We start from the raw sequence: 22,345 nt of genomic DNA, 5'->3' as shown, positions 1-22,345 counted from the left end.
TCGGCCGGACGCGCGGTTCAGCCGACCTTGCTGAGGATGGCGGAGGCGTGCGCTTCCAGGCCGCCGCCGGGCGTGGAGATTTTGCCGGCGGCGACGTCCCAGCGCCAGAGCAGCTTGCCGTCAACCAGGCCGAAAATCCGTGTCGCCGCGGCGTACTCCTTGGAATGGCTGCCGCGCATCACCATGTCGGTGCTGAGTTGGATTTGCGGGCCCTTGATCTGGCCGTAGTACAGCTCGGAGATCCCGCCCGGATGCGAGATGGAGACGGAAATGTCGAAGCCGCCGTCGCTGTTGCGCAGTTCCTCGACCTCGTCGGCGCTCTTGAGCACCGGGACGATGTCGGCCGGAATGAGCCCGGGGCCGCCGTCCTCCTCGCGCTGCTTGCGCTCAAGGGCCCAGAAACCGGTCTCCACGGTCAGCGGACGGAGTTTGGTTCCCTCGTCGTCCGTCAGCCACGATTCGGCCCGGTACTGCAGGTACGGCAGGCCGTTGTGGGTGAAGGAGACGTGCTGGAGGAAATGCTCCGAATCCTCTTCCCCGGCACCGAGCCGGCCGCGGCCCTCCCACTCACCAATGAGCCAGGACAGCGGAACAATTTCGGGTGTCAGATCTGTAGGAATTTCAATCGGCACAGCAGCTACCTCTGGAAACTACGGGTTCTGGACGCTTATTGGCTTTTTACTTCTGGCCCTTGAAAAGCCGGTACACCACAAAGCCGGCAAACCAGGCCATGGAAAGGCCGGCGACGGCAAGCAGGACAAGGAAGAAGATCTCAAATGCAAGTACGGACATGATGCCATCCTAACGCGTTAGTGGAGGAGTAATTTGTCTATGAAGTAAGCCAGCGAACCGACCGCGGAGACGGGCGCCAGGCCCATGCTCAGCACGGCCGGAAGGTTCAAGGTAGCGCCTCGGATGATCACCAGCCGGCGGAAGCTGACCAGGACGGCCCCGACCACGATCCCGACGAGGGCGGCCGGCAGCACGGCGATGTCGGAGAGCACGAGGCCGGCCAGCGGACCGGCAAGCCCTGCCCCGACGATGCCCAGCGGGGCCACGATCCGGTCCGGCCAGCGGATCAGGCCCGCCATCAGGGCGATCGCCGCGCTGATGGCGGCAACGAGCAGCATTTCCTTGACCCCGTTGAAACGAGAGCAGGCGATCCAGCCGGCGCCGAGGCAGGACAGCAGCACGCCGGCGCTGGACCCCAGGGTGGATTCGAGGCGCTGGGCCTGGCCCGTGCCGCGGATCAGCTGCATGACGAAGATGGCCATCACCCCGGCCGCCACAAGTGCGGGCGTCCAGTTCAGGAAACCCGGCGCGGGCAGGTAAGTGGCGGCCACCGCGGAGCCGATTCCGGGGAGGCCGATCAGGATGGCGAGGGTCTTCTTGGCCGGGATGCCGAGGAAGTGCGGCCAGCCGATGCCGACGCAGACGGCGGTGAGCACGGCGACGGCCAGCAGGACCTCCGGCGCGGAGTAAGCCCCGGCAATGATCGCGGCGAGTCCGGCCAGGCCGATGACACCGACACTCCAGGACTTCACAGTTTCCCCTCCAACGTCTGTCTCAAAGCCCTCCCCAGCAGGGCACCCAGGACGCGGTCCCCCACGATCAACTTAGCCACGATCAACCGGCACCTTCGCTCACTGCGGACCCGTTGGGTCCGCTCGACTCCGCCGGGCTTGAGGCCCTGACGGATCAATCCTGCCCTATATGAACGTTTTGTGTCGCAAAAGAGCCAAGCTGGAGCGGCGGAACAGTGCCTGTCGGAGGCCGTTTGGGTATACTCAAAGCTCAGCTACGCTTCCTCCGGCAGCCGCAGGCAGGTCACCGTCCGGAAGCTCAGTACCGGCCGGTGAGAGCCCGGCTCAGACGCCCAATGATGCGCGGACACCCCTTGGAGGAACCATGTCGCACATCCTGCTACTGACGAACAGCACCGGGTCATCGGTGGATGTCCTGCCTGCGCTGGAACTGCTCAACCACCGCGTCCACATTCTTCCCGCCGAGCCCACGGCGCTGCTCGAAACCGACCCGTGCGACATCGTGCTGCTGGACGCACGCAAGGACCTGGTCGGCGCCCGCTCCCTCACCCAGTTGCTCAAGGCGACCGGGCTGAGCGCCCCCCTCATGCTGATCCTGACCGAAGGCGGCATGGCAGCGGTCTCCTCGGCCTGGGCCGTGGACGACATCCTGCTGGAGTCGGCCGGACCCGCAGAAGTCGAAGCCCGCATCCGCCTCGGCGTCGCGCGTGCCCTGCCGGACCAGGACGACACCCCCACGGAGATCCGGGCGGCCGGCGTCGTCATCGATGAAGCCAGCTACACGGCCAGGGTCAACGGGGCGGCGCTCAATCTGACGTTCAAGGAATTTGAACTGCTCAAGTACCTCGCCCAGCACCCCGGCCGCGTCTTCACCCGCCAGCAGCTCCTCACCGAGGTCTGGGGCTACGACTACTACGGCGGCACCCGCACGGTGGACGTACACGTCCGGAGGCTGCGGGCAAAGCTCGGCGCCGACCACGAGAACCTGATCAGCACCGTCCGCAACGTCGGATACCGGCTAACGCTGGTCCGGCAGCCGGACGAGGAACTCACCGAGGCCTGAGCGGCGCCGCCCGCGCCGCTTCGGAAACAGAAAAGCCCCGGACTCAATAGTCCGGGGCTTTCTTACGCCGCTTGGCGCTGCAGTGGAGGACATACGGGTCGAACGTATCGAGGCCACCCCAGTGGTGGATCCCCCTCGCATCCACTCAACGTTTCGAACCGTTGAGCCGGATGAGATAACGACTATACGTGCCCGGGCCGGATGCATCAAATCGACGCGGCTCCCACCCGCCGGCGGGCAGCGGACGTATAGCCTTGCACCATGAGTCCTGCGCATCCGGAAAACTGGCCCGTACTCACCTTGCAGGGAGCTGTCGACGAACAGCTGCTGCGGGACGTCAAGACGCTCGTGGCCGCCGCCGAGGAGTCCGACGGCAACCCGCCGCTGTCCGAGCAGACCCTCGTGACGCTCCGCGCCGCGGACTCCGGCCCGCACTCCGTGCTGGCCCTGGCCCTCTACTCCCCCGACTATTCCCGCGAGGACTCCGGCATGGATGCCGCCGCCCCCCGCCCCGCCGGATCACCCCGCCAGGGCCGCGGCAACGACCTGGCGGGCTTCGCCGTCGTCGTCGAGGAAGCCGACGGCACCGGGGTGCTGGAGGTGGCCGTCCATCCGAGCTACCGCAACCAGGGCGTCGCGGACCGGCTGGTCGGCGAACTCCGGAAGGTGCGCGGCTTCGCGGGCCTGAAGGCGTGGTCGCACGGCAACCACGAGGCCGCCGCCGACCTGGCCGCCCGCTACGGCTACGCCCCGGTGCGCGAACTGTGGAAGATGCGGCTCGCCACCGCGGCCTCGGAGCTGCCGGACGTCGCCCTGCCCGGCGGCGTGTCGCTGCGCAGCTTCGTCCCCGGCCGGGATGAGGAGGCCTGGCTCGCGGTCAACCGGGCCGCCTTCGCCCACCACCCGGAACAGGGAAACATGAGCCGCGCGGACTTGGACGCCCGGATGGCCGAGCCGTGGTTTGATCCGGCCGGCTTCCTGCTCGCGGTCGACGGCGCCGGCCGGATTCTCGGCTTCCACTGGACCAAGGTGCACCCCCGGCACGGCGAGCACCCGGCAATCGGCGAGGTGTACGTCGTCGGCGTCGCCCCCGAGGCTCAGGGCACCGGCCTGGGCAAGGCCCTGACCGTGGCCGGCATCAAGCACCTGCAGCAGCAGGGCCTGCACGCCGTGATGCTCTACGTCGACGCCGACAACATTCCCGCCGTCGCGCTGTACCGGCGGCTGGGCTTTTCACGCTGGGATGTGGACGTCATGTATGCCCCGCTGGAAGGGCAGTAGCCGGGCCGGCGGTCGGGCACCCGGCCAGGGCCGAAACCTGGGCTCATCCGGATCTAATTCCTTGTAAGGTTGAAGCTAAATCGCGCAAGCATTAGGAGAGACCATGCAACGGGAATCTGCCCGGACAGCCACGTCTGAAGCCGCTACGCCGGACAAGGCTACGCGTCCCGTGCGTGCGCGGTTCGGCTCCTCCGAAGTGCCCGCCTCGCGCGCCACCCAGGACCGGATCGACATCCCCGAGTTCGCCCCCAACCTGGAACCGGAAGGCGACATCAGCCCGGACCGCTTCCTGGACCGGGAACTGAGCTGGCTCGCGTTCAACTCCCGCGTCCTGGAACTCGCCGAAGATCCGAACCTCTTCCTGCTGGAACGCGTCAGCTTCCTCTCCATCTTTGCTTCCAACCTGGACGAGTTCTTCATGGTCCGCGTCGCCGGCCTCAAGCGCCGCATCGCCACCGGCTTGGCCGTGCCCTCCCCCGCCGGACTGAGCCCCATGCAGGTCCTGGAACAGATCGGCGACGCCGCCCACCGGCTCCAGCAGCGCCACGCCCGGGTCTACGCGGAACAGATCCGCCCCGCGCTGGCCTACGAGCACATCCACCTGATGCACTGGGAAGAACTCGACGACCAGGCCAAGGACCAGCTCAGCGCCATGTTCGCGGAAAAGGTCTTCCCGATCCTGACGCCGCTGGCCGTGGATCCGGCCCACCCGTTCCCGTACATCTCCGGACTCTCGCTGAACCTCGCCGTCGTGGTCCGCAACCCGGTCAGCGACAAGGAGCTCTTCGCCCGCGTCAAGGTCCCGGACCAGCTGCCGCGGCTGATCTCCATTGACGGCCCGCGCGCCGGCTCCGTGCCCGGGCGGGTGGCCCGCTTCATCGCGCTTGAAGAAGTCATCGCCGTCCACCTGGACCAGCTCTTCGCCGGGATGGAGGTACTGGAACACCACACCTTCCGCGTTACCCGCAACGAGGACGTCGAGGTCGAAGAGGACGACGCCGAGAATCTGCTGCAGGCCCTGGAGAAGGAGCTGCTGCGCCGCCGCTTCGGCCCGCCGGTCCGGCTCGAGGTCACCAACGACATCAACCCCAACATCCGTGCGCTGCTGATCCGTGAGCTCGGCGTGGAGGAATCCGAGGTCTACTCCGTCCCTGCCCCGCTGGACCTGCGCGGGCTCTCCGTGATCGCGGGGATCGACCGCGCGGACCTGCACTACCCCAAGCACGTGCCGCACACGTCCCGGTACCTCAACGAGTCGGAAACCTCCAAGGCAGCGAATGTTTTTGCGGCCATGCGGCGGCGGGACATCCTCCTGCACCACCCGTACGATTCCTTCTCCACCTCCGTGCAGGCCTTCCTCGAGCAGGCCGCCGCGGACCCCAAGGTGCAGGCCATCAAGCAGACCCTATACCGCACCTCCGGCGACTCGCCCATCGTTGACGCCCTGATCGACGCCGCCGAGGCCGGCAAGCAGGTGCTCGCCCTGGTGGAGATCAAGGCCCGCTTCGATGAGCAGGCCAACATCTCCTGGGCCCGGAAGCTGGAGCAGGCCGGGGTGCACGTGGTCTACGGCATCGTGGGCCTCAAGACCCACTGCAAGCTCTCGCTCGTGGTCCGCCAGGAAGTCGACGGGCTGCGCCGCTACTGCCACATCGGCACCGGGAACTACCACCCGCGCACCGCCCGCTACTACGAGGACCTCGGCCTGCTGACGGCCAACGAGCAGGTGGGCGAGGATCTGTCCAAGCTGTTCAACCAGCTTTCCGGCTACGCGCCCAAGTCCACCTTCAAGCGCCTGCTGGTTGCTCCACGGTCGGTGCGCTCCGGGCTGATTGACCGGATTGAAACGGAAATCCGCAACGCCCGGGCCGGAATCGCCGCCCGCGTCCAGATCAAGGTGAACTCGATGGTGGACGAAGCCATCATCGATTCCCTCTACCGGGCCTCGCAGGCCGGGGTGCAGGTGGACGTCATTGTCCGCGGCATCTGCTCCCTGCGCCCCGGCGTCCCCGGACTCAGCGAGAACATCACCGTGCGCTCCGTCCTGGGCCGCTTCCTGGAACACTCCCGCGTCTTCGCGTTCGCCAACGCCGGGGACCCGGTGGTTTACATCGGCTCGGCCGATATGATGCACCGCAACCTGGACCGGCGGGTAGAGGCCCTGGTGCAGCTCAGCAGCGGGGACGACACCTCGTATGTCCTGGACATGCTCCGCCGCTACATGGATCCGGGTACCGCCAGCTGGCATCTGGACAACAGCGGCGAATGGGTCCGCCACCACCTCTCGGAGGACGGCACCGCACTGCAAGACGTCCAGTCATGGCTGCTCGCATCGCGTTCGCGGCAGCGCTCAGCGAGCCTGCGCTAGGGCCGCCGGTTGTGAGCAGCGATTCCCTGGTTGCGGACCAGACCGACCATCCCGGCGAGGCCATAGCCGTCGTCGCGGCCGGCGCCCTGCCGTGGCGCGTCAACAAGGACAAGCTTGAGGTCCTGCTGATCCACCGCCCCCGCTACGACGACTGGTCCTGGCCAAAGGGCAAGCTTGATCCGGGCGAGACCGTTCCCGAGTGCGCCGCCCGCGAGGTGGAAGAGGAAATCGGCCTCAAGGCCCCCCTAGGCATACCGCTCCCGCCCATCCACTACCACGTGGCGGCGGGCCTAAAGGTGGTGCACTACTGGGCGGTCGACGTCGACGGCGCCCCGCTCCAGCCCGATGGCAAGGAGGTGGACAGCGTCATGTGGTGTTCGCCGGAGAAGGCCGCCGGCCTGCTCAGCAACCCCAGCGACCGGGTCCCGCTGGAGCACCTCGCGGCGGCACACTCCCGCGGCGAACTGGACACCTGGCCGCTGCTGGTGTTGCGCCACGCCAAAGCCAAGCCGCGCTCTTCCTGGTCCAAGGCCGAGGGCGACCGTCCGCTGGCTGCCACCGGGACACGCCAGGCGCAGGCCGTGGGCCGACTGCTGCAGGCGTGGAGCCCGTCGCGGGTGGTGACGAGTCCGTGGCTGCGCTGCGTAGCCACGGTCGCGCCCTATGCCAAGGCCGTCGACGCCAAGGTGAAGCTGCACGAATCGCTGACCGAGCACCTGCACGGCCGGAGTCCGCACAAGACCGCCAACGTCGTCGAGTCCCTGTTCGACAAGGGGCGCCCCGTGGCACTGTGCACGCACCGCCCCGCACTGCCCACGGTCTTTGCGCAGCTGGGCAAGCACATGAACTCCCGGCTGCGGGACCTGTTGCCGTCCAGCGATCCGTTCCTCTCGCCCGGGGAAATCATCGTCTGCCATGTCTCGCGCGGCAAGGGCAAGGTCGTGGCCGTGGAGCAGTTCCGGCCCTTCGACGACTAGGTCCTTGACCCCGGCGCCGGCCGGCCCTAGTTTGTATCAAGTACTTGGTACATAACTGCGGGATCTTTGGGGGATTTCATGCCGGGCGAGTTCTACTTTCCGTCGATGCTGCTGTTCGGCCCGATCATCGCCGCCGTGCTGATCTACGCCGTGCTGCGTTGGGTCATCTGGGCGCCGAATACCGGCACGTCCCCGGCATCGGTGTCGGAACACGCCCTCTGGGTGGGGGTCATCGGCTGGCTGGCGAGCTCGCTCCAGGGCGCCATGAATCTGGGCATCATTCCGGCCGACCCTTCCGCCGGCGGCGCCCTGACCACCCCCGCGACCATCCTGCCGGCCCTCATCTGGCCGATCCTGGGGTGTTTGGGCGTGCACGCCCTCGGCCAGGTCAGCTATCCGGGGCCGCGGCGAATGCGGCGGCAGACCGTCCTGTCGGTCCGGCGGATCCGCGACTTCCTGCCGCACCGGCTGGCCGCGGTCACGGCGGTCGTCTTTGCCGCCGCCGGCGCGCTCATCGCGTGGACCGCCGCCCTCCCGGGGTTCGCACCCGTGCCGCCCGCAACCGTGGTGGACGGCCCATACACCCGGCAGACGCAGGGCGGTGACGGCCGTATTCCCGGGGTTGAGCTGGCCACCTGGCTGGGCGGAGCCCTGGCCGTCCTGGCCGCCGGGACGATGCTGGTGCTGTGGCTGATCGCCAGCCGCCGCCAGCTCGAGGCCCTCGACGCCGGCGACAATGCGGTGCTGCGCACCATCGCCATGAACCGCCTGCTCCGCACCGTATCCACCGTGGCCGCCGGGCTGGGCGTGATCGCAGGCAACTTCGCGGCACGGCCCGACCCGTCCGCCGGCATCACGGGATGGACGAATCCGGCCGGCGTCGTCGGCATGGCCGTGCTCCTGGTGATGTGGTTGTGGGGGCCGCCGCGGCTCGCGGCCGCCGGGCTGGGCGCGCGCAACCGGCCGCCCGCAGGACTGCAGGCCGGCGGCCAGCATCCTGCGGCCCGGCTGGTCTCCTCGCTGGGTCCGCTGCTGGGTTTCGCGGCGGCGGTGCCCCTGCTGGCGGGGGTCTTTATCGTCCCCGGGCTAACGGCCGCCGCGGCGGGCTTTGGAATGGCGGGCTTCGCTACCCTGATGGCGGCCGCGGTGTTTGCGGTCATTACGGCCGGCGAACTGCTCCTGCAGCGCAACTATGGCGACCCGGGAGCGCCGCGCAACTGGCCGCGGCAGCCGGTTAGCCCGGCAATGCTGGCCACGGCCGTCCTGGCCCTGCTGGCGTTCCTGCTGGTCCTGGCAGTTACCGCTGTCGGTCAGGAGCGGCTCTACGGCGAACCGGACTGGGTTCCTCCGGCCCTCCTCGCGGCCGGCGGCGCGCTTGCCTCGGTGCCGGCCTTCCTCGCCGCCAGGCGACGGCAGGGGGTCCCCGGCCTTGCCGCCGGCATGGACGCCGCGCTGCGCGCCGTCACGATCCACCGGACCGTGCGGACCCTGGCGGCCTTGTTCACCGCGCAGTCGGCCGCGCTCTTGCTGACCCAGGGGCCTGCGTGGGCTGCCGTGTTTGCGGCCGAATCCTTCGGGGGACCATTCAATCCCGACGCCAACACTTGGTGGCCGGCGACCCTGGCCGGCGCGGTCCTCGGCACCATTGCCACCATCATCGCCGTCATCCCCGTCGCCGGCCCCGCGCGCAGCCCGGCCGGACCCTCGCCGCGGCGGGACAAGGAGCCCGCCGCATGACCGCGGGAATCTCCATCGACCTCCGCTCCGCCACACCGCCGTACGAGCAAATCCGTGCGCAGATCGCCTCCCTGGTCGCCATCGGGGCGCTGCCGCCGGGAACCCGGCTGCCGACCGTCCGGCGCCTCGCCGCAGACCTCGGCATTGCGGCCGGAACCGTCGCACGTGCCTACAAGGAACTCGAACAAACCGGGCTGATCCAGACCGGACGCCGCAACGGAACCGTCGTCGCCGCCCCGGCCGGCGGGGACGGGCCCGGCGGCACGCCCGGTGATGCTGTCCCGGCGCGGCCGGCGCCCGGACCGAATGCCGCGGTGATCGCCGCCGTCGACCGCTGCATAGCCGCGGGCCGCGCGGCCGGCCTCGACGACGGCGCGCTGCTCGCCGTGATGCGCGCCCGGCTCGGCCAACGCCACGAATACGGCGGGCAAGACACTTCTCAGTAGACTGGGAGCGTGAGCATCCCAACGCCCTATGAAGACCTGCTGCGCGATGTCTTCGAGCACGGCACACACAAATCGGACCGCACCGGGACGGGCACCCGCAGCGTGTTCGGCCGGCAACTCCGCTTCGACCTGGGCAAGAGCTTCCCGCTCATCACCACCAAGCGCGTGCATTTCAAGTCCGTCGCCGTGGAGCTCTTGTGGTTCCTGCGCGGGGACAGCAACGTGAAATGGATGCAGGACCAGGGCGTCACCATCTGGAACGAATGGGCCGACGCCGACGGCGAACTCGGCCCGGTCTACGGCGTGCAGTGGCGCTCCTGGCCCACGCCCGACGGCGGCCACATCGACCAGATCGCGGAACTGGTGGAGAACCTCAAAAGCAACCCCGATTCACGTCGCCACATCGTCTCGGCGTGGAACGTGGCCGAGCTCAAGAACATGGCCCTGCCGCCGTGCCACGCCTTCTTCCAGTTCTACGTAGCCGACGGCAAACTCTCCTGCCAGCTGTACCAGCGCTCCGCGGACACCTTCCTGGGTGTGCCTTTCAACATCGCCTCCTACGCGCTGTTGACCTACATGCTCGCCCAGCAGACCGGGCTGGAACCGGGAGAATTCGTCTGGACCGGCGGCGATGTCCACATCTATGAGAACCACCTGGACCAGGTCCTCACGCAGCTGGGCCGGGAGCCCTACGAATATCCGCAGCTGAGGATCACCCGCAAGCCGGAGTCCATCTTCGATTACACCCTCGAGGACTTCGAGGTCGTCGGCTACCAGCACCATCCAACGATTAAGGCCCCGATAGCCGTATGAGCAACGAGACCAGCAACCCCACGGATCCCGTCGATTTCACCGAGCAGCTCCGCGGCACCGTCACAGGCCTCGGCCTGGTGTGGGCGCAGACCAGCACCGGCGTGATCGGCCAGGCCGGTACCATGCCGTGGCACCTGCCAGAGGATATGAAGCACTTCAGCCGGCTCACGGCCGGACACCCCGTCATCATGGGCCGCAAGACCTGGGACTCCTTCCCGGACAAGTACCGGCCGCTGCCCGGCCGGACAAATATTGTCATCACCCGGCAGGAAGGCTGGGGCGGGACGCCGGAGGCCGAAGGCGCGCTGGCGGTCAAATCCCTCGACGACGCCCTGCTGGAATCGCAGTTTGCGTCCGGCCAGCAGATGGTCTGGATCATCGGCGGCGGCGAGATCTTCACGCAGTCCCTCGACCTTGCCGACGTCGCCGTGGTCACGACCATCGACACCACGACGGAGGGCGACACCTTCGCCCCGGAACTCGGCTACGACTGGACCGCGGAGGCCAGCCTCCCGCCCGACGGCTGGCTGACCGCGGCGAACGGCACGCGGTACCGCATCACCCTGTGGCGGCGGACGGAGGCCAAATAGTGCTGCGTAAACCCGAAATCCTCTTTGTCCTCGGCTACATGCTGCTGCCTCTGCTGGCGCTGCTGTCCGCGATCGTGGGACTGACCATGATCCTGGGCGGCAACAAGATTGCCGGCGCGATCGTGCTCGTCGTCGTTACGCAGGTGTTCGCTTTCGGTGCCATGTTCGCCCTGCGCCGGCGCAAGAGCGCACTGCTGGCAGAGCCCGACGGCGAATAGCGGCACCGGCCTCCGGCCCGGACATGATGGGGAGATCACCCCATCGCGGCATTGCTCCGGCCCGGATAGATTGGGCCGGTCAGATTCTTCGACCACAGTGCGTCCGTCCGGGATGCGTGCGGTTTGGCAGCGGCCCGTTAGGCTGTTGCCCGTAAAGGGGGTTGCCAGCATGGCAGGAAACTTGTGGGGCGCCGACGTCGCCCAGCTTCGGTCGCTCGCGCAGCACTTCGGCAACACGTCGGAAACGCTGCTGCAGCAGTCCTCAGTCCTCACGTCCACGATCAACAACAACACCTCGTGGAAGGGCGCGGACAGCGCGCGCTTCACCTCTGAGTGGAACGGCACCCACCGTGCCTTGATCCAGCAGACCGCCCGGGCGCTGAAGCAGCAGTCCAAGGTGCTCCTGACGCAGGCCGACGAGCAGGAGAAGGCCAGCAACGCCGCCCCGGGCTCCGGCGGCGGCCCGCTGGGCCCCCTCGGCCACGGCGCCGGCCCCGGGGCGTGGGCCCTTGCCGGCGGCATCCTCGCCGGCGGAGCCGCCCGCCTCAAGATGCTCATGGGGATCCAGAAGAACTTCAAGACCCCACTCACCCTGGCCAAACACCTCGGGCAGTACGGTTGGGTCCTGAAGAACGAGCGGGATGCACTGTCCAAGGCGTTCTTCACCACCGGCCGCCACCGGCTGGGGGGACCCGGATTCACCGCAGGCAAGCTATTGCGAAGTGATCCGCTCAAGGACCTGCTCAAGAAATCGACGGAGTCCAGCAAGACACTCGGCCGGATCGACAAGGCCTCGGACATCGCGTCGCTCAAGGACCTCAACAAGCACATCCCCGGGCTGTCACGTCTGGCGCCGCTGCTCGAAGAGCGGCAGCTCTTTGGGGCCGGCAAGAGCTGGGACTGGCTCGGGAAGTCCGGACTGTCCCGTACTCTCGGCTGGGCCGGGGTCGGATTCAACGCCGTGGACACAGTGAAGAGCTTCGCGGACGGGGACCTCAAGGGTGGCGCCGCCAGCCTTGGCAAAACGATGCTCGGCGTCGGATGCTTCATGCCGCCGCCTGCCGGGACCATCTGCCAGGTGGCGAGCGTGGGCGTAGCCGTTTACGAGAACTGGGACACCATCAGCAGCGTCGGCAAGAACATCGGAGAAGGCATCGTCGATGCCGTCAAGGATCCGGGCAAGTTCGTCAGCGATGCCGCTGACAGCGTCAAGGATGCCGGCGAATCCGTGGCACACTTCTTCGGCTTCTAGATTAGGAGAATCACATGACAGTTCAGGATGAAACTGCCTACGAGCCCCGGCTCGGCGTCGATGTCATCGGCTTCGGCATCGGGGAACTCGCTTACCTGCTTGATGTTTTCGAGGGACCGGCCCGTGACCGTTCCGTCAGCGTCTTCCGGGCTGAAGAGATGGTGGACGACGTCACTCTGGCTACCGCCGGCGCCTCCTCGCTCCTTGCACGGGACCTAGCCACGGTCAATGAAGAAGGAGAGCTCGGCGTGACCGGTGCCGCCGCCGCCGTCGCGTCCGCTTTCGGCCACGCGACCCGCTGGACGGAGGTGTCCCTCCTGGCACCCGAGTCGATGGACAACGTGCTGCTCATCGAGGCCCCCGACGTCGCGCTGATGCTCCAGCCCCGGCTGCTGGGCACCTGGTTCGTGTTCGCGCAGGACCCCGCCATCAGCTCGGCCGAGGCTACGCTGCGGCTGGTCAAGCAGCACGCCGTAGAAACCCCCGGCGGCTCTGCCTACTTCGTGTTCAAAACCCTCACGGCCGAGACCCGTCTTCTGGTGCGCCGGGAAGGCGATACGTGGACGACCGGCGTGCCCGACTTCGAGACGGATGAGGTCGCGGAAACCGCAGGTCTTGACGACGCCGCGCTGCTGCGGGCCATTGAGGAGTCCCGTGGACAGGCATAACCAGAACACCCCCCAGGATCCCGCCCGCGACGGCGCGCAAGGAGGGCATGAGCGGGGAGCCGGGCCAGGGCGCCCGATCCGCCGCAGGGCGGACAACGGGGAGCTTGTCGCCTACAGCGCCGAGGAGTACGGGGTCCGCAAGGATGACGGCCTCGGCGTGATCAAACCCGTCAACAGTGCCAACGGTATTCTCTTTCTGGCTATCCTGCTGACGATCGGAATGGGAGGGCTGGTCTACTTCGTGGTCCAGATCATCAGGCAGGACGCCTGGCACATCGCCGGCGAGGTCTGGTGGGTCTTTCCCGCCTGCATCTTCCCCTTCGCCGCTGCCTGGTTCAACTACTTCAAGGAACGCAAGGCCGAAAAGCTCCGCAAGGACCGGAACCTGCCCCGGCCGGTCGAGTAGCACAGGCCCACGGCACCGGCGGTAATCTACTGAAGGGGGGAGGGTCCCGTGGCGAGGCGTAGCCGGGGCGTGCCTCAGGAACCCGGTGACACACCGCCGCCGGCCACGGAGGCGCCCGTGAAGCACTGGATGGCCGAAAATGGCGGGATTGTCAGCTGCACCGACGAGGAATACGGGGTACGCAAAGACGACGGACTGGGCATCATCAAGCCGGTGAACTCCTCCGGCGGCCTGCTGTTCCTGTCCCTGTTGATGACCGCCCTGTTCGGACTGATGCTCTACGGCGTGGTCCAGATGGCCGTCACCGGCCAGTGGCACATCATGGGCGAGATCTGGTGGATGTACGTGCTGGTACTCTATCCGCTGTTCGCAGGCTGGGCCGGCTACGTCACGGAACGCAAAGCCGAGAAGCTGCGTAGGGCCCGCAACCTGCCGAGGCCGGTCGAGCACCCGAGCCGTCAATGAACCCCCGGCGACGCCGGGGAAATGGACCCATCACAAAGGGAGAACCACGTGCCTGAAGACGCGGCGGACCACCAGCACGACGACGAGATCCGCGCCCGGCACGAACGTGCCGTGGCTGCCGGGGAGAAGCGGCTCCTAACCAGGACCATGGACCGCGGGCGGCTGCATTCCTACGCCGCGGACGAGATCGGCTTTGCCCGCACCGGGTCCGGCCCGATCGTCACCACGGCGTCCGGGATGGCCCTCCTGGCGGCCGTGTTCGCCGCGGTGACCGTGTTCTCGGTCTTCCTCGTAGCCGCCCCGACCTCGCGGGGCGAAAGCCCGCTGTGGGGCGCCCTCGTGCTGACCGTGATTGGTGCCGCCGGAGTGCTCTATGCCGTCCGGCTTGCCACGTCTGAGTTCAAGGCCCGGAGCATCCGCCGCGAGCGCGGTCTTCCGGAACCAAGCCCGCGGCAGCTGGACTGACGGGGAGCCTGCCCGGGCGGTGCTGCGCGCGGCGGACCGGCCGTGACGTAACCGACTGCGGCCCACCCGCCGCAAAGTCTAAACTGGCCCAATGACTACAGCAGCTACCCCGTCCGTCGGACTGGTCGGTTGGCGTGGCATGGTCGGCTCCGTCCTGATGCAGCGCATGCAGGACGAGGGCGACTTCGCCAACATCAACCCGGTCTTCTTCTCCACCTCGAACGCCGGAGGCGCCGCCCCGGCCATTGCGGGCTCTGCGGCGGGCGCGGCCGGCAAGCTCGAGGACGCGTTCGACGTCGAGACGCTGGCGAAGCTGCCGATCATTGTGACCGCCCAGGGCGGCGACTACACCAAGCGGGTGCACGGCGAGTTGCGCAGCCGCGGCTGGGACGGCCTGTGGATCGACGCCGCTTCCACCCTCCGCATGAACGACGACTCGATCATCGTGCTGGACCCGATCAACCGCGACGTCATCGACGCCGGCCTCTCCGGCGGCGTGAAGGACTACATCGGCGGCAACTGCACGGTCTCCTGCATGCTGATGGGCCTCGGCGGCCTGTTCAAGAACGGCCTCGTCGAATGGGGCACCTCGATGACCTACCAGGCCGCGTCCGGCGGCGGCGCCCGGCACATGCGTGAACTGCTGAGCCAGTTCGGCACGCTCAACGCCGAGGTCAGCAGCGAACTGGACGACCCGGCGTCGGCCATCCTGGAGATCGACCGCAAGGTCCTGGCCCACCAGCGTACCGATATCGACGCCACCCAGTTCGGTGTGCCGCTGGCGGGCTCGCTGATCCCCTGGATCGACGCGGACCTCGGCAACGGCCAGTCCAAGGAAGAGTGGAAGGCCGGGGTGGAAACCAACAAGATCCTCGGTACCACCGGCGCGGACCGCGTCATCATGGACGGCCTGTGCGTCCGGATCGGCGCCATGCGCTCCCACTCCCAGGCGCTCACGCTCAAGCTCCGCGAGGACCTCTCCGTCGCCGAGATCGAGAAGCTCCTGGACGCGGACAACGAATGGGCCACCGTGGTGCCCAACACCAAGGAAGCCTCGATGGCGGACCTCACCCCGGTGGCGGCGTCCGGCACCCTGGACATCCCGGTGGGCCGCATCCGCAAGCTCGAAATGGGCCCGGAGTACATCAGCGCCTTCACCGTCGGGGACCAGCTCCTCTGGGGCGCCGCGGAGCCGCTGCGGCGCATGCTCAAGATCGCCACCGGCACCCTCTAGGGCCTTCTAGGTCCCTCTAAGCCCCTCCGACCCCTCAGGGCCGGTCGAGGCCGAGGAACCGCCGGTACTTCGCGGCCTGCAGCTCAAAGGATTTTCGAGCCGCAGGCCGCAGTCCGTTAACTCCGTCGAACGGTTCGGGCACGACGGCGCCGGACCGGCCGTTGCCGGGCGCCGCCCAGGTCCCCACCACGGCGCCACCGGCCACGATGGTCTTCCTGAACACCCCGTTGCCGCCGGGGACGATCTTGTCCGCGTGCTGCGCGGGCAGCGCGATGGACCGGTCGGTGTAGCCGAGGAGGAACTCGTCGAATCCCGGCAGCGCCAGCACGGTGCGTTGGGCGGGGACGCCGCCGTCGAGCAGGGCCTCCGTCTCCGGGGAGAGCCAGTACTGCCTGCCTTCGAAGTCCAGCTCCGCCAGCTGGTCCCTCACTTCGGCCAGCGCCGCCCGGACCTCGGTCAGCGGGATGCCGGACCACCAGGCGAAGTCACGTTCGGTGGCAGGGCCGTGGCTGTACAGGTAGCGCAGCAGCCACTCGGCGATTCCTTCCTCGCGGCCCAGCCGCCGCGAGTCCTTGATCCAGTCGTCAAAGGCCACCACCAGCTGCTGGTTGCCGGCGAGCGGGCCCAGCACCAGCAAGCCCCGCTGGCACAGGGTCCCCAGGAGATGGATGCCGCGCTGGCCCGCCGTGGACTGGCCGGCTTGCTCGAAGGCCTGGAACAGCTCCGCCCGGCTGGCCGCGGCCCCGCCGGCGACCCGCTGCAGGGCGGCATCCGCGGCAGCTTCGATGTCCGCGGCGGAGATCCCCAGCTCCCGGTGCCGCCCGGCCAGGCCTTTGATGAGGCGGGCGGAGGTGATGTCCAGGATCCATTTCAGATCCTCGGGCGCCAGCAGGTGCAGCGTGCCGCGCATCGGCCAGGACCGGACGATTTCGCCGCGGTCCAGCGAGGCGCGGACATCGGCCGCGCGGGAGCCCGGCACACGCTGCCCCACGGCCCACAGCGAAGCCTGGAGGTCCTGCGCCTGCATGGCGGTCATGACCCGGACCGCCCCGGGAACGGACTCGAAGCCAGGCCCGGTGAGACCCTGGGAGGCCAGACGGAGCCGGCCCATCACGGACCGGCTCAACCGCGTGCGCACCTGTGCTGCCATGACCTCATCCTAGGGCCGGGGCCAGAGGCTCCGGCGGAATCCGGCTACCGCCCGGTCCGCTCCCAGCCTGCGTCCAGCCGGCTTCATTAACGTGGATGCATGACTTTGGGTGACGTGTGGCCGCTGCTGCGGCCCCTGTGCAGGAGGCTGGCCCTGCTGGGCTGGGCCTCCAGCGCGGCCGGCATGGCGGCAGGCCTTGCCGTCGCCATCGCCAGCGGCACCCGCCTCTCCCCCATGATGTCGACGTTCCAACTGGTGTCCGCCGCGTCCATGGCGGTAGCGGTGGCCAGCTTCGTCACGGCCGCGATGATCCAGCCGCGGCCCTCTGCGTTGCAGAACCCCGAGCGCCGGGAACCCGACCACGACTCCGGCGCTGTCTGTTTAGGCGCCGTTTTGGGGTTGGGCGCCTTGCTCCGGTACCCTAGTCAGGTTGGTGACGTGTCCGAGCGGCCGAAGGTGCAACACTCGAAATGTTGTTTGGTGTAAAAGCCAACGTGGGTTCAAATCCCACCGTCACCGCCAATGATCGAGGCCCCTGCTTCCCTTTGTTTATAAGGGAAGCAGGGGCCTTTGCTTTGCCCGGAATGGACGCATTGGCAAAGAATTGGCAAGACTTCGCCAGGGCTCTCGCCGCCGGCCATCGACGCTTCGCCCCAGCCCTGACGTCAAACCCGCATGCGCTGCCCACAGCGGTCGTCTACTGATGTGCGGATTGACATCCCCCCGTCCGGCGCGGAGAGTAGGCCAGCCCGGTTCGAGACCGATAGGACGATCAGGGCCATTTGCCTACGTCAGCGGACACGGGGCAGCCAAGTTCTTTCAAGCAGGCCAGAACGGTGCCGGGCTCGTGCTTCAAAAAATACCAAGGAGAACCGGTGGCCGGGATGATTCTGAGGGCGTCCTGAGGATTCAACCACATCCGGACGCGCTCTATCCGCGCGACTTCCGTTCGCTGTAAAGTCCATGGCCCAACGAACTTCCCAAAGCCGTAGGCGAGACTGAACCTGAGGGCTTCCGAGGTGGGGCTAAGAATCAGCATCCGGAACATCGCATGAACTGAAAAACCCGTCCACACGTTTCCCTCTCGGACTGGCACGGTCCCGCCGCCCTCGAAGTGTTCCTCCTCTAGAAATACCTCGGGAGGCGCCGGTTCTTTCCTGAGGGTCGTGACGGTCATGGCGAGACCTACCAGGGCGATCACCACACCAGAAGCTACGAACTGCACAAGCGACGGGCTGGCCGTCGCCAACTCTAAGGCGAAGCCGGCCCGAGCATAGGTCGGGCAGTGCTGCCGGCCGAGGCAAACAATGCAACCCGGACCCGCAGATGTTGGACCGGAGTGGATCCGATGGCCTTTCGAGAGAGAGTACGGCGCTCTCGGGCGTTTCTGCGGACTATCCGCACTTTTCATCGTCGCAGGTCAGGGCTGTTTACTGTTGCCATCTGATTTCGTCGGCTGCCATCGAATCTGCGGAATAGATGCGGGCTCCAGCGGCAGTCTCAGACGCGCGCCCGGTCAAAGATCGCGTGGCTTGACCGCGTCCACCTAAAGGCAAACGTGATGACCATGAGCTTGCGCGTGCTGACGAAGATGGGTTCGACGTTCCGGGTCCGTCCCCTGCCGGAACCTTGATTGCCAGTTGCCTTATCGCTCTTTATGAGAACGGCGGCGCACAAGCCGCTTTGGCCCTCTGGGTCCCGAGCTGATGGTCTAGGCGGTTCGGCGGCTGTGGAGGGATTCGAGTCGCTCGGCAGAGAGTGCGTGCTCGATGGCGAGGATGCTGGCACCGATGACGCCGGCCTGGGGCCCGGAGTGTGATTGTTCGATGGTCAGGTGTTGAGTGGCTATCGGTGTGGACCGGCTGTACACGACTTCGCGGATTCCTGCGATGAGGTATTCGCCCGCTTCGGCCATCGAGCCCCCGATGGTTATGACGGAGGGGTTGATGATGCTGACGCACATGTTCAGGACTTCACCGATGTCCCGGCCAGCCTGTCGGACGGTCTGTATGGCGGCGAGATCGCCGGCCCGTACGAGTGCAATGACATCGGCCACCGTGCGGACATCCGCGCCGTTTTTCCTGAGGGCGGCAGCGACTGCCGGCCCGCTGGCGAGGGCCTCGAGGCAGCCCATATTGCCGCAGCTGCAGGGGACGAGGACGCCGCGTGAGATGGGGATATGGCCGATGTCCCCGGCGGTTCCGTCCGCCCCGCGCTGAAGCTGTCCGCCACTGATGATCCCTGCCCCGATGCCGGTGGCGACCTTGACGAAGATCATATGGTCCGTGTCCGGCGACTGGGCGGCGCGTTCACCCAAGGCCATGATGTTAACGTCATTGTCGACCAGAATGGGCACCTGGAATTTCTTCCGCATGGCTGCCGGAACGTCGAATCCGTCCCAGCCCGGCATGAGGGGCGGCTTGGAGGGCTTCCCGGTATCATGTTCTACCGGGCCGGGCAGTCCGATGCCGATGGCCATGAGTTCGCTGGCATCACGTCCGATCTGTTTCAGCAGCGACGTGACGTTCTCTGCCAGGGATGTGAGCACCTCGTCGGGCCTGTCGGAAATTTCAAGTTTCGTATGTGTTTCAGCGATTCTGTTCCCGGCGAGGTCGGTGATGGCAATGGTGGCGTGCGTGGCGCCGAGGTCGGCGGCCGCCACGATTCCGGCGCCCGCGTTGAAGGCTATTTGAGACGACGGCCGCCCGCCGGTTGATGAGGCATAAGAGACCGGCTTGACGAGCCCGAGCTCCGAGAGGGTATCGATCCGCGCGCCGATGGTCGACCGTGAAAGTCCCGTTTGAGCAGTCAGTTCGGCCCTGGTCCGCGGCTTGCCGTCACGCATGAGCTGAAAGATCTCGAATGCACCGAATCCCGGCGTCTGGCTGCTCACTGAAACCGCTTCCCTCCTGTAGGACTTCGAAGCTCCGTCTTGTTTCATCTGTTGATTATTACACGCGATACGAACCGTCGTGAATGATCTATTGAGCACGTTTAGGCATCTTTTGCTTAGTGCTTGACATAAGACAGGTGACGAATGTCATACTGATGCAATGAACGAGAACGGAACTGACGAGGCGTCCGCCCCACTGCGAGCGGGCTTCATTGGGGGCGGGTTTATGGCTGCCGTTCACGGCAGGGCGGTCCGGGCTGCCGGTCTCATCCCTGCCGGGGTGGCCTCCTCGACGCTGGAGAGTGCCGAACGGGCGGCTACCCGTCTAGGGCTGGGCCGCGTTTATTCTTCCGTGGAGCAGTTACTCGACGACGAGTCCATCGACGTTGTGCACATCTGCACGCCGAACGTCACCCATGCGGAGTTCGCCACGGCGGCGCTGCGGGCTGGCAAGCACGTGGTCTGCGAGAAGCCGCTGGCTACCTCCGTAGAGGACGCCGCGGCAGTGACCGCACTGGCCCGCACCATGGGCCGCACAGCCGCCGTGCCCTTTATCTACAGGTTTCATCCCATGGTCCGGGAGGCGCGGGCCAGGGTGCGCCATGGCCAGGTCGGACGTGTCCTGACCATCCAGGGTTCATTTCTTCAGGATTGGCTTCTGTCCAGCGAAGATGACGACTGGAGGGTTGATGAAAGCCTGGGCGGCCCCTCACGGGCTTTCGCCGACATCGGCTCCCATTTGTGCGATGTCATCGAATTTATTCTTGATGACCGAATCAGCCGCGTCGCCGCCCTGACACGCACGGCCTTCAGCCAACGGGGGGGCCGGGATGTCCGGACAGAGGACATCGTCTCCATTGTTTTCGAGACCCGCGGAGGCGCCGTGGGAACACTCCTGATCAGCCAGGTCGCCCCGGGGCGTAAGAATCGCCTCGCCCTGGAAATCTCGGGAACGACGGAAACACTGACCTTTGATCAGGAGCAACCGGAAACTCTGTGGGTCGGACGCCGCTCGGGCTCCCAGCTGATGGTCCGAGATCCGGCCGTCCTTGATCCGTCGGCTGCCCGATACTGCAGCCTGCCGCCAGGCCATCCGCAGGGCTATCAGGACGCCTTCAACTCATTCATATCCGATGCTTACCTAGCGGTGAGATCCGGTACGGCTCCGGATGGCCTGCCCCTGTTTGATGACGGGCTACGGGCTGCCCGGCTCACCTCCGCCGTCCAGCGCTCCGCCCGGGAGGGCGGCTGGCAAGACGTTCCACCGAACGACCCGGAACTGACCGGGCACAAGACCCCTATATTAACCCTTAAGGAAAGGCAGTAGGATGATCCGATCTCTCGATCGCGTCAAGCGATCCCGCATCGTAGCGGGCCTGGGAGCCGCGCTCACCGTAACCCTGTTGGCAACCGCATGCACGGGCGGGTCATCAGCACCCAACACCGCTGCGGCCAAACCGGCAGAGCTGCGGATGCTCTACACCACCGATGAAGCCAACAGCGCCGCCGTCGCGTCGCTGGTGCCGCAGTTCAAGGAAAAGTTCGGCATCGATCTGAAGATCGACAACCAGCCGTACGACGCGTTGCAGCAGAAGGTCTTCTCCGAGTTCGCGTCCAGCAGCAGCTACTACGACATCGTCGTCGTCGACACCCCGTGGGCGCCGGCCTTGGTGCAAAACCTCGAACCCCTGAGCCAGTACATCCAGAACGACGCCCTGAACCCTGACGGCCCGCAGTCCAACGTGGGCGACTTCATCCCCAAGGTGTTCTACGACACGGCCGTCTACAACGCTGATTCCCCGATCAAACGCTACCCGGACCCCACGGCAAAGCCCGACGCATCCGCGATCAAGAATGCCGGATTCGACGTGTACGGGATGCCGATCCAGTCGAACGTGGCCGTCATGGCCTACCGTAGCGACCTGTTCAACGACCCGGTCCAGAAGTCGAACTTCAGGGCCAAGTACGGCAAGGACCTCACGGTCCCGAAGACCTGGGACGACTATGCCCAGGTTGCAGAGTTCTTCACCCAGCCTGACAAGAAGCTGTACGGCACCACGGTCATGGCAGGCGTCGGCGACTGGGCCACCGACGACTTCAAGACCCTGCTCGCCTCCTGGGGCGGAGACGGGACCTTGGCAGACCAGAACGGCAAGCCCACGTTCGACACACCCGAAGGAACCCAGGCACTTGACTACTATGCCAAGTTGGCGCAAAGCGGACACGTGCCCCCGGGCAGCACGTCAGCGGACTGGGGTACAACCGCCGAATCGTTCGGCAGCGGGCTGACCGCCATGACGATCAACTACCACGACCTCAAACTCGGTGACAACGTCAAGGGCGGCACCATCGGCTATGCCCCGGTGCCCAGCGCGAAGGCCGCCGGACCCCACTTCGGGACCTGGATGCTGAGCGTCAACAAGAATTCCAAGAACAAGGAATGGGCCTACCAGGGGATCAGCTGGCTGACCGCCGCCGAGCAGCAAACGACGATGACCGCAAAGTCCCTGCACCCCAGCCGGACTTCCGTCTTTACCGGCATCAAGAGCGATAACCCCCTCGCGCCCTTCTACGACACCCTCGGAAAATCCCTCGCAGAAGGCGTTGGCCGTGCACGGTTGACCAACTACACCGAAGTCAGCCACGAAGTTGCCGTCGCCGTGAACAACGCAGCAACAGGCGCTTCCTCCCCGACGGACGCCCTCAAATCCGCGTCAGAGAAGGTCTCGGCCCTCCTAAAATCGGCCGGCTACTAACCCATCGGACCGCTCAAGG

At 66.7% G+C, this 22,345-nt stretch carries 22 protein-coding genes and 1 tRNA gene; 18 read left to right on the top strand and 5 right to left on the bottom strand.

The window, feature by feature from the left end:
- Positions 1-17: 17 nt before the first annotated feature.
- On the bottom strand, positions 18-632 hold the full coding sequence (locus HNO80_RS01755) for a nitrobindin family protein (RefSeq protein WP_175321151.1): 615 nt from the start codon (positions 630-632) through the stop codon (positions 18-20).
- Between the two features lie 177 nt (positions 633-809).
- On the bottom strand, positions 810-1,544 hold the full coding sequence (locus tag HNO80_RS01750; protein WP_175321150.1) for a permease: 735 nt from the start codon (positions 1,542-1,544) through the stop codon (positions 810-812).
- A gap of 364 nt (positions 1,545-1,908) precedes the next feature.
- On the opposite strand from HNO80_RS01750, the gene HNO80_RS01745 reads away from it, so the two are divergent.
- From HNO80_RS01745 to asd, 15 genes are all read left to right on the top strand, one after another.
- Positions 1,909-2,607 carry a winged helix-turn-helix transcriptional regulator gene (locus tag HNO80_RS01745; RefSeq protein ID WP_175321149.1) on the top strand — a complete coding sequence of 233 codons (699 nt, stop codon included), beginning with the start codon at positions 1,909-1,911 and terminating at the stop codon, positions 2,605-2,607.
- Positions 2,608-2,868: 261 nt separating this feature from the next.
- Positions 2,869-3,888 (top strand): mycothiol synthase, encoded by a 1,020-nt coding sequence (mshD, locus tag HNO80_RS01740; RefSeq protein ID WP_175321148.1) that lies wholly within the window; start codon positions 2,869-2,871, stop codon positions 3,886-3,888.
- Between the two features lie 103 nt (positions 3,889-3,991).
- The gene (locus HNO80_RS01735; protein WP_175321147.1) at positions 3,992-6,256 is read left to right on the top strand and encodes an RNA degradosome polyphosphate kinase; all 2,265 of its coding nucleotides are present in this window, start codon (positions 3,992-3,994) and stop codon (positions 6,254-6,256) included.
- Between the two features lie 11 nt (positions 6,257-6,267).
- Positions 6,268-7,233 carry an NUDIX hydrolase gene (locus HNO80_RS01730; RefSeq protein WP_175321146.1) on the top strand — a complete coding sequence of 322 codons (966 nt, stop codon included), beginning with the start codon at positions 6,268-6,270 and terminating at the stop codon, positions 7,231-7,233.
- Between the two features lie 78 nt (positions 7,234-7,311).
- Positions 7,312-8,970, top strand: coding sequence for a hypothetical protein (locus HNO80_RS01725; protein ID WP_249777105.1), 1,659 nt, complete (start codon positions 7,312-7,314; stop codon positions 8,968-8,970).
- Positions 8,967-9,416 (top strand): GntR family transcriptional regulator, encoded by a 450-nt coding sequence (locus HNO80_RS01720; RefSeq protein ID WP_175321145.1) that lies wholly within the window; start codon positions 8,967-8,969, stop codon positions 9,414-9,416. The genes HNO80_RS01725 and HNO80_RS01720 overlap by 4 nt, the downstream gene beginning before the upstream one ends.
- Before the next feature lie 9 nt (positions 9,417-9,425).
- Complete coding sequence (locus HNO80_RS01715) at positions 9,426-10,229, top strand: thymidylate synthase (protein WP_175321144.1); 804 nt, start codon at positions 9,426-9,428, stop codon at positions 10,227-10,229.
- Entirely contained in the window at positions 10,226-10,819 is a 594-nt protein-coding gene (locus HNO80_RS01710; protein WP_175321143.1) for a dihydrofolate reductase, read from the top strand. Before HNO80_RS01715 ends, HNO80_RS01710 begins: the two co-directional genes overlap by 4 nt.
- Positions 10,819-11,037, top strand: a complete 219-nt coding sequence (locus HNO80_RS01705; protein ID WP_175321142.1) for an NF038396 family protein — start codon at positions 10,819-10,821, stop codon at positions 11,035-11,037. Before HNO80_RS01710 ends, HNO80_RS01705 begins: the two co-directional genes overlap by 1 nt.
- 169 nt (positions 11,038-11,206) lie before the next feature.
- Positions 11,207-12,289 (top strand): WXG100 family type VII secretion target, encoded by a 1,083-nt coding sequence (locus HNO80_RS01700; RefSeq protein ID WP_175321141.1) that lies wholly within the window; start codon positions 11,207-11,209, stop codon positions 12,287-12,289.
- Between the two features lie 14 nt (positions 12,290-12,303).
- A complete protein-coding gene (locus HNO80_RS01695; protein WP_175321140.1) occupies positions 12,304-12,957 on the top strand; it encodes a hypothetical protein in 654 nt (217 codons plus the stop codon).
- Positions 12,944-13,363: a hypothetical protein gene (locus HNO80_RS01690; protein ID WP_175321139.1), complete on the top strand. Its 420-nt coding sequence runs from the start codon at positions 12,944-12,946 to the stop codon at positions 13,361-13,363. The genes HNO80_RS01695 and HNO80_RS01690 overlap by 14 nt, the downstream gene beginning before the upstream one ends.
- 117 nt (positions 13,364-13,480) lie before the next feature.
- Positions 13,481-13,828, top strand: coding sequence for a hypothetical protein (locus HNO80_RS01685; RefSeq protein ID WP_175321138.1), 348 nt, complete (start codon positions 13,481-13,483; stop codon positions 13,826-13,828).
- 48 nt (positions 13,829-13,876) lie between these two features.
- Entirely contained in the window at positions 13,877-14,293 is a 417-nt protein-coding gene (locus HNO80_RS01680) for a hypothetical protein (RefSeq protein WP_249777104.1), read from the top strand.
- 91 nt (positions 14,294-14,384) lie between these two features.
- A complete protein-coding gene (gene asd / locus HNO80_RS01675) occupies positions 14,385-15,527 on the top strand; it encodes an aspartate-semialdehyde dehydrogenase (RefSeq protein WP_175321136.1) in 1,143 nt (380 codons plus the stop codon).
- Positions 15,528-15,561: 34 nt separating this feature from the next.
- On the opposite strand, the gene HNO80_RS01670 is transcribed toward asd, so the two are convergent.
- The gene (locus HNO80_RS01670; RefSeq protein ID WP_175321135.1) at positions 15,562-16,677 is read right to left on the bottom strand and encodes a winged helix DNA-binding domain-containing protein; all 1,116 of its coding nucleotides are present in this window, start codon (positions 16,675-16,677) and stop codon (positions 15,562-15,564) included.
- A 432-nt stretch (positions 16,678-17,109) separates the two neighbouring features.
- Between HNO80_RS01670 and HNO80_RS01665 the strand changes: the two genes are divergently transcribed.
- Positions 17,110-17,199, top strand: a tRNA-Ser gene (locus HNO80_RS01665).
- 250 nt (positions 17,200-17,449) lie between these two features.
- On the opposite strand, the gene HNO80_RS01660 is transcribed toward HNO80_RS01665, so the two are convergent.
- Entirely contained in the window at positions 17,450-17,854 is a 405-nt protein-coding gene (locus tag HNO80_RS01660) for a hypothetical protein (RefSeq protein ID WP_175321134.1), read from the bottom strand.
- 534 nt (positions 17,855-18,388) lie between these two features.
- Entirely contained in the window at positions 18,389-19,522 is a 1,134-nt protein-coding gene (locus HNO80_RS01655; RefSeq protein WP_249777118.1) for an ROK family transcriptional regulator, read from the bottom strand.
- A 208-nt stretch (positions 19,523-19,730) separates the two neighbouring features.
- On the opposite strand from HNO80_RS01655, the gene HNO80_RS01650 reads away from it, so the two are divergent.
- Together HNO80_RS01650 and HNO80_RS01645 are read left to right on the top strand one after the other, a co-directional pair.
- A complete protein-coding gene (locus tag HNO80_RS01650) occupies positions 19,731-20,897 on the top strand; it encodes a Gfo/Idh/MocA family protein (RefSeq protein WP_175321133.1) in 1,167 nt (388 codons plus the stop codon).
- A gap of 1 nt (position 20,898) precedes the next feature.
- Entirely contained in the window at positions 20,899-22,326 is a 1,428-nt protein-coding gene (locus HNO80_RS01645; protein ID WP_175321132.1) for an ABC transporter substrate-binding protein, read from the top strand.
- The last annotated feature ends 19 nt before the right edge of the window (positions 22,327-22,345 follow it).

Source organism: Arthrobacter sp. C9C5 (assembly GCF_013359735.1).
In the GTDB taxonomy this organism is placed as follows: Bacteria; Actinomycetota; Actinomycetes; order Actinomycetales; family Micrococcaceae; genus Arthrobacter.
This window is presented reverse-complemented; position numbering and strand designations above follow the sequence as displayed.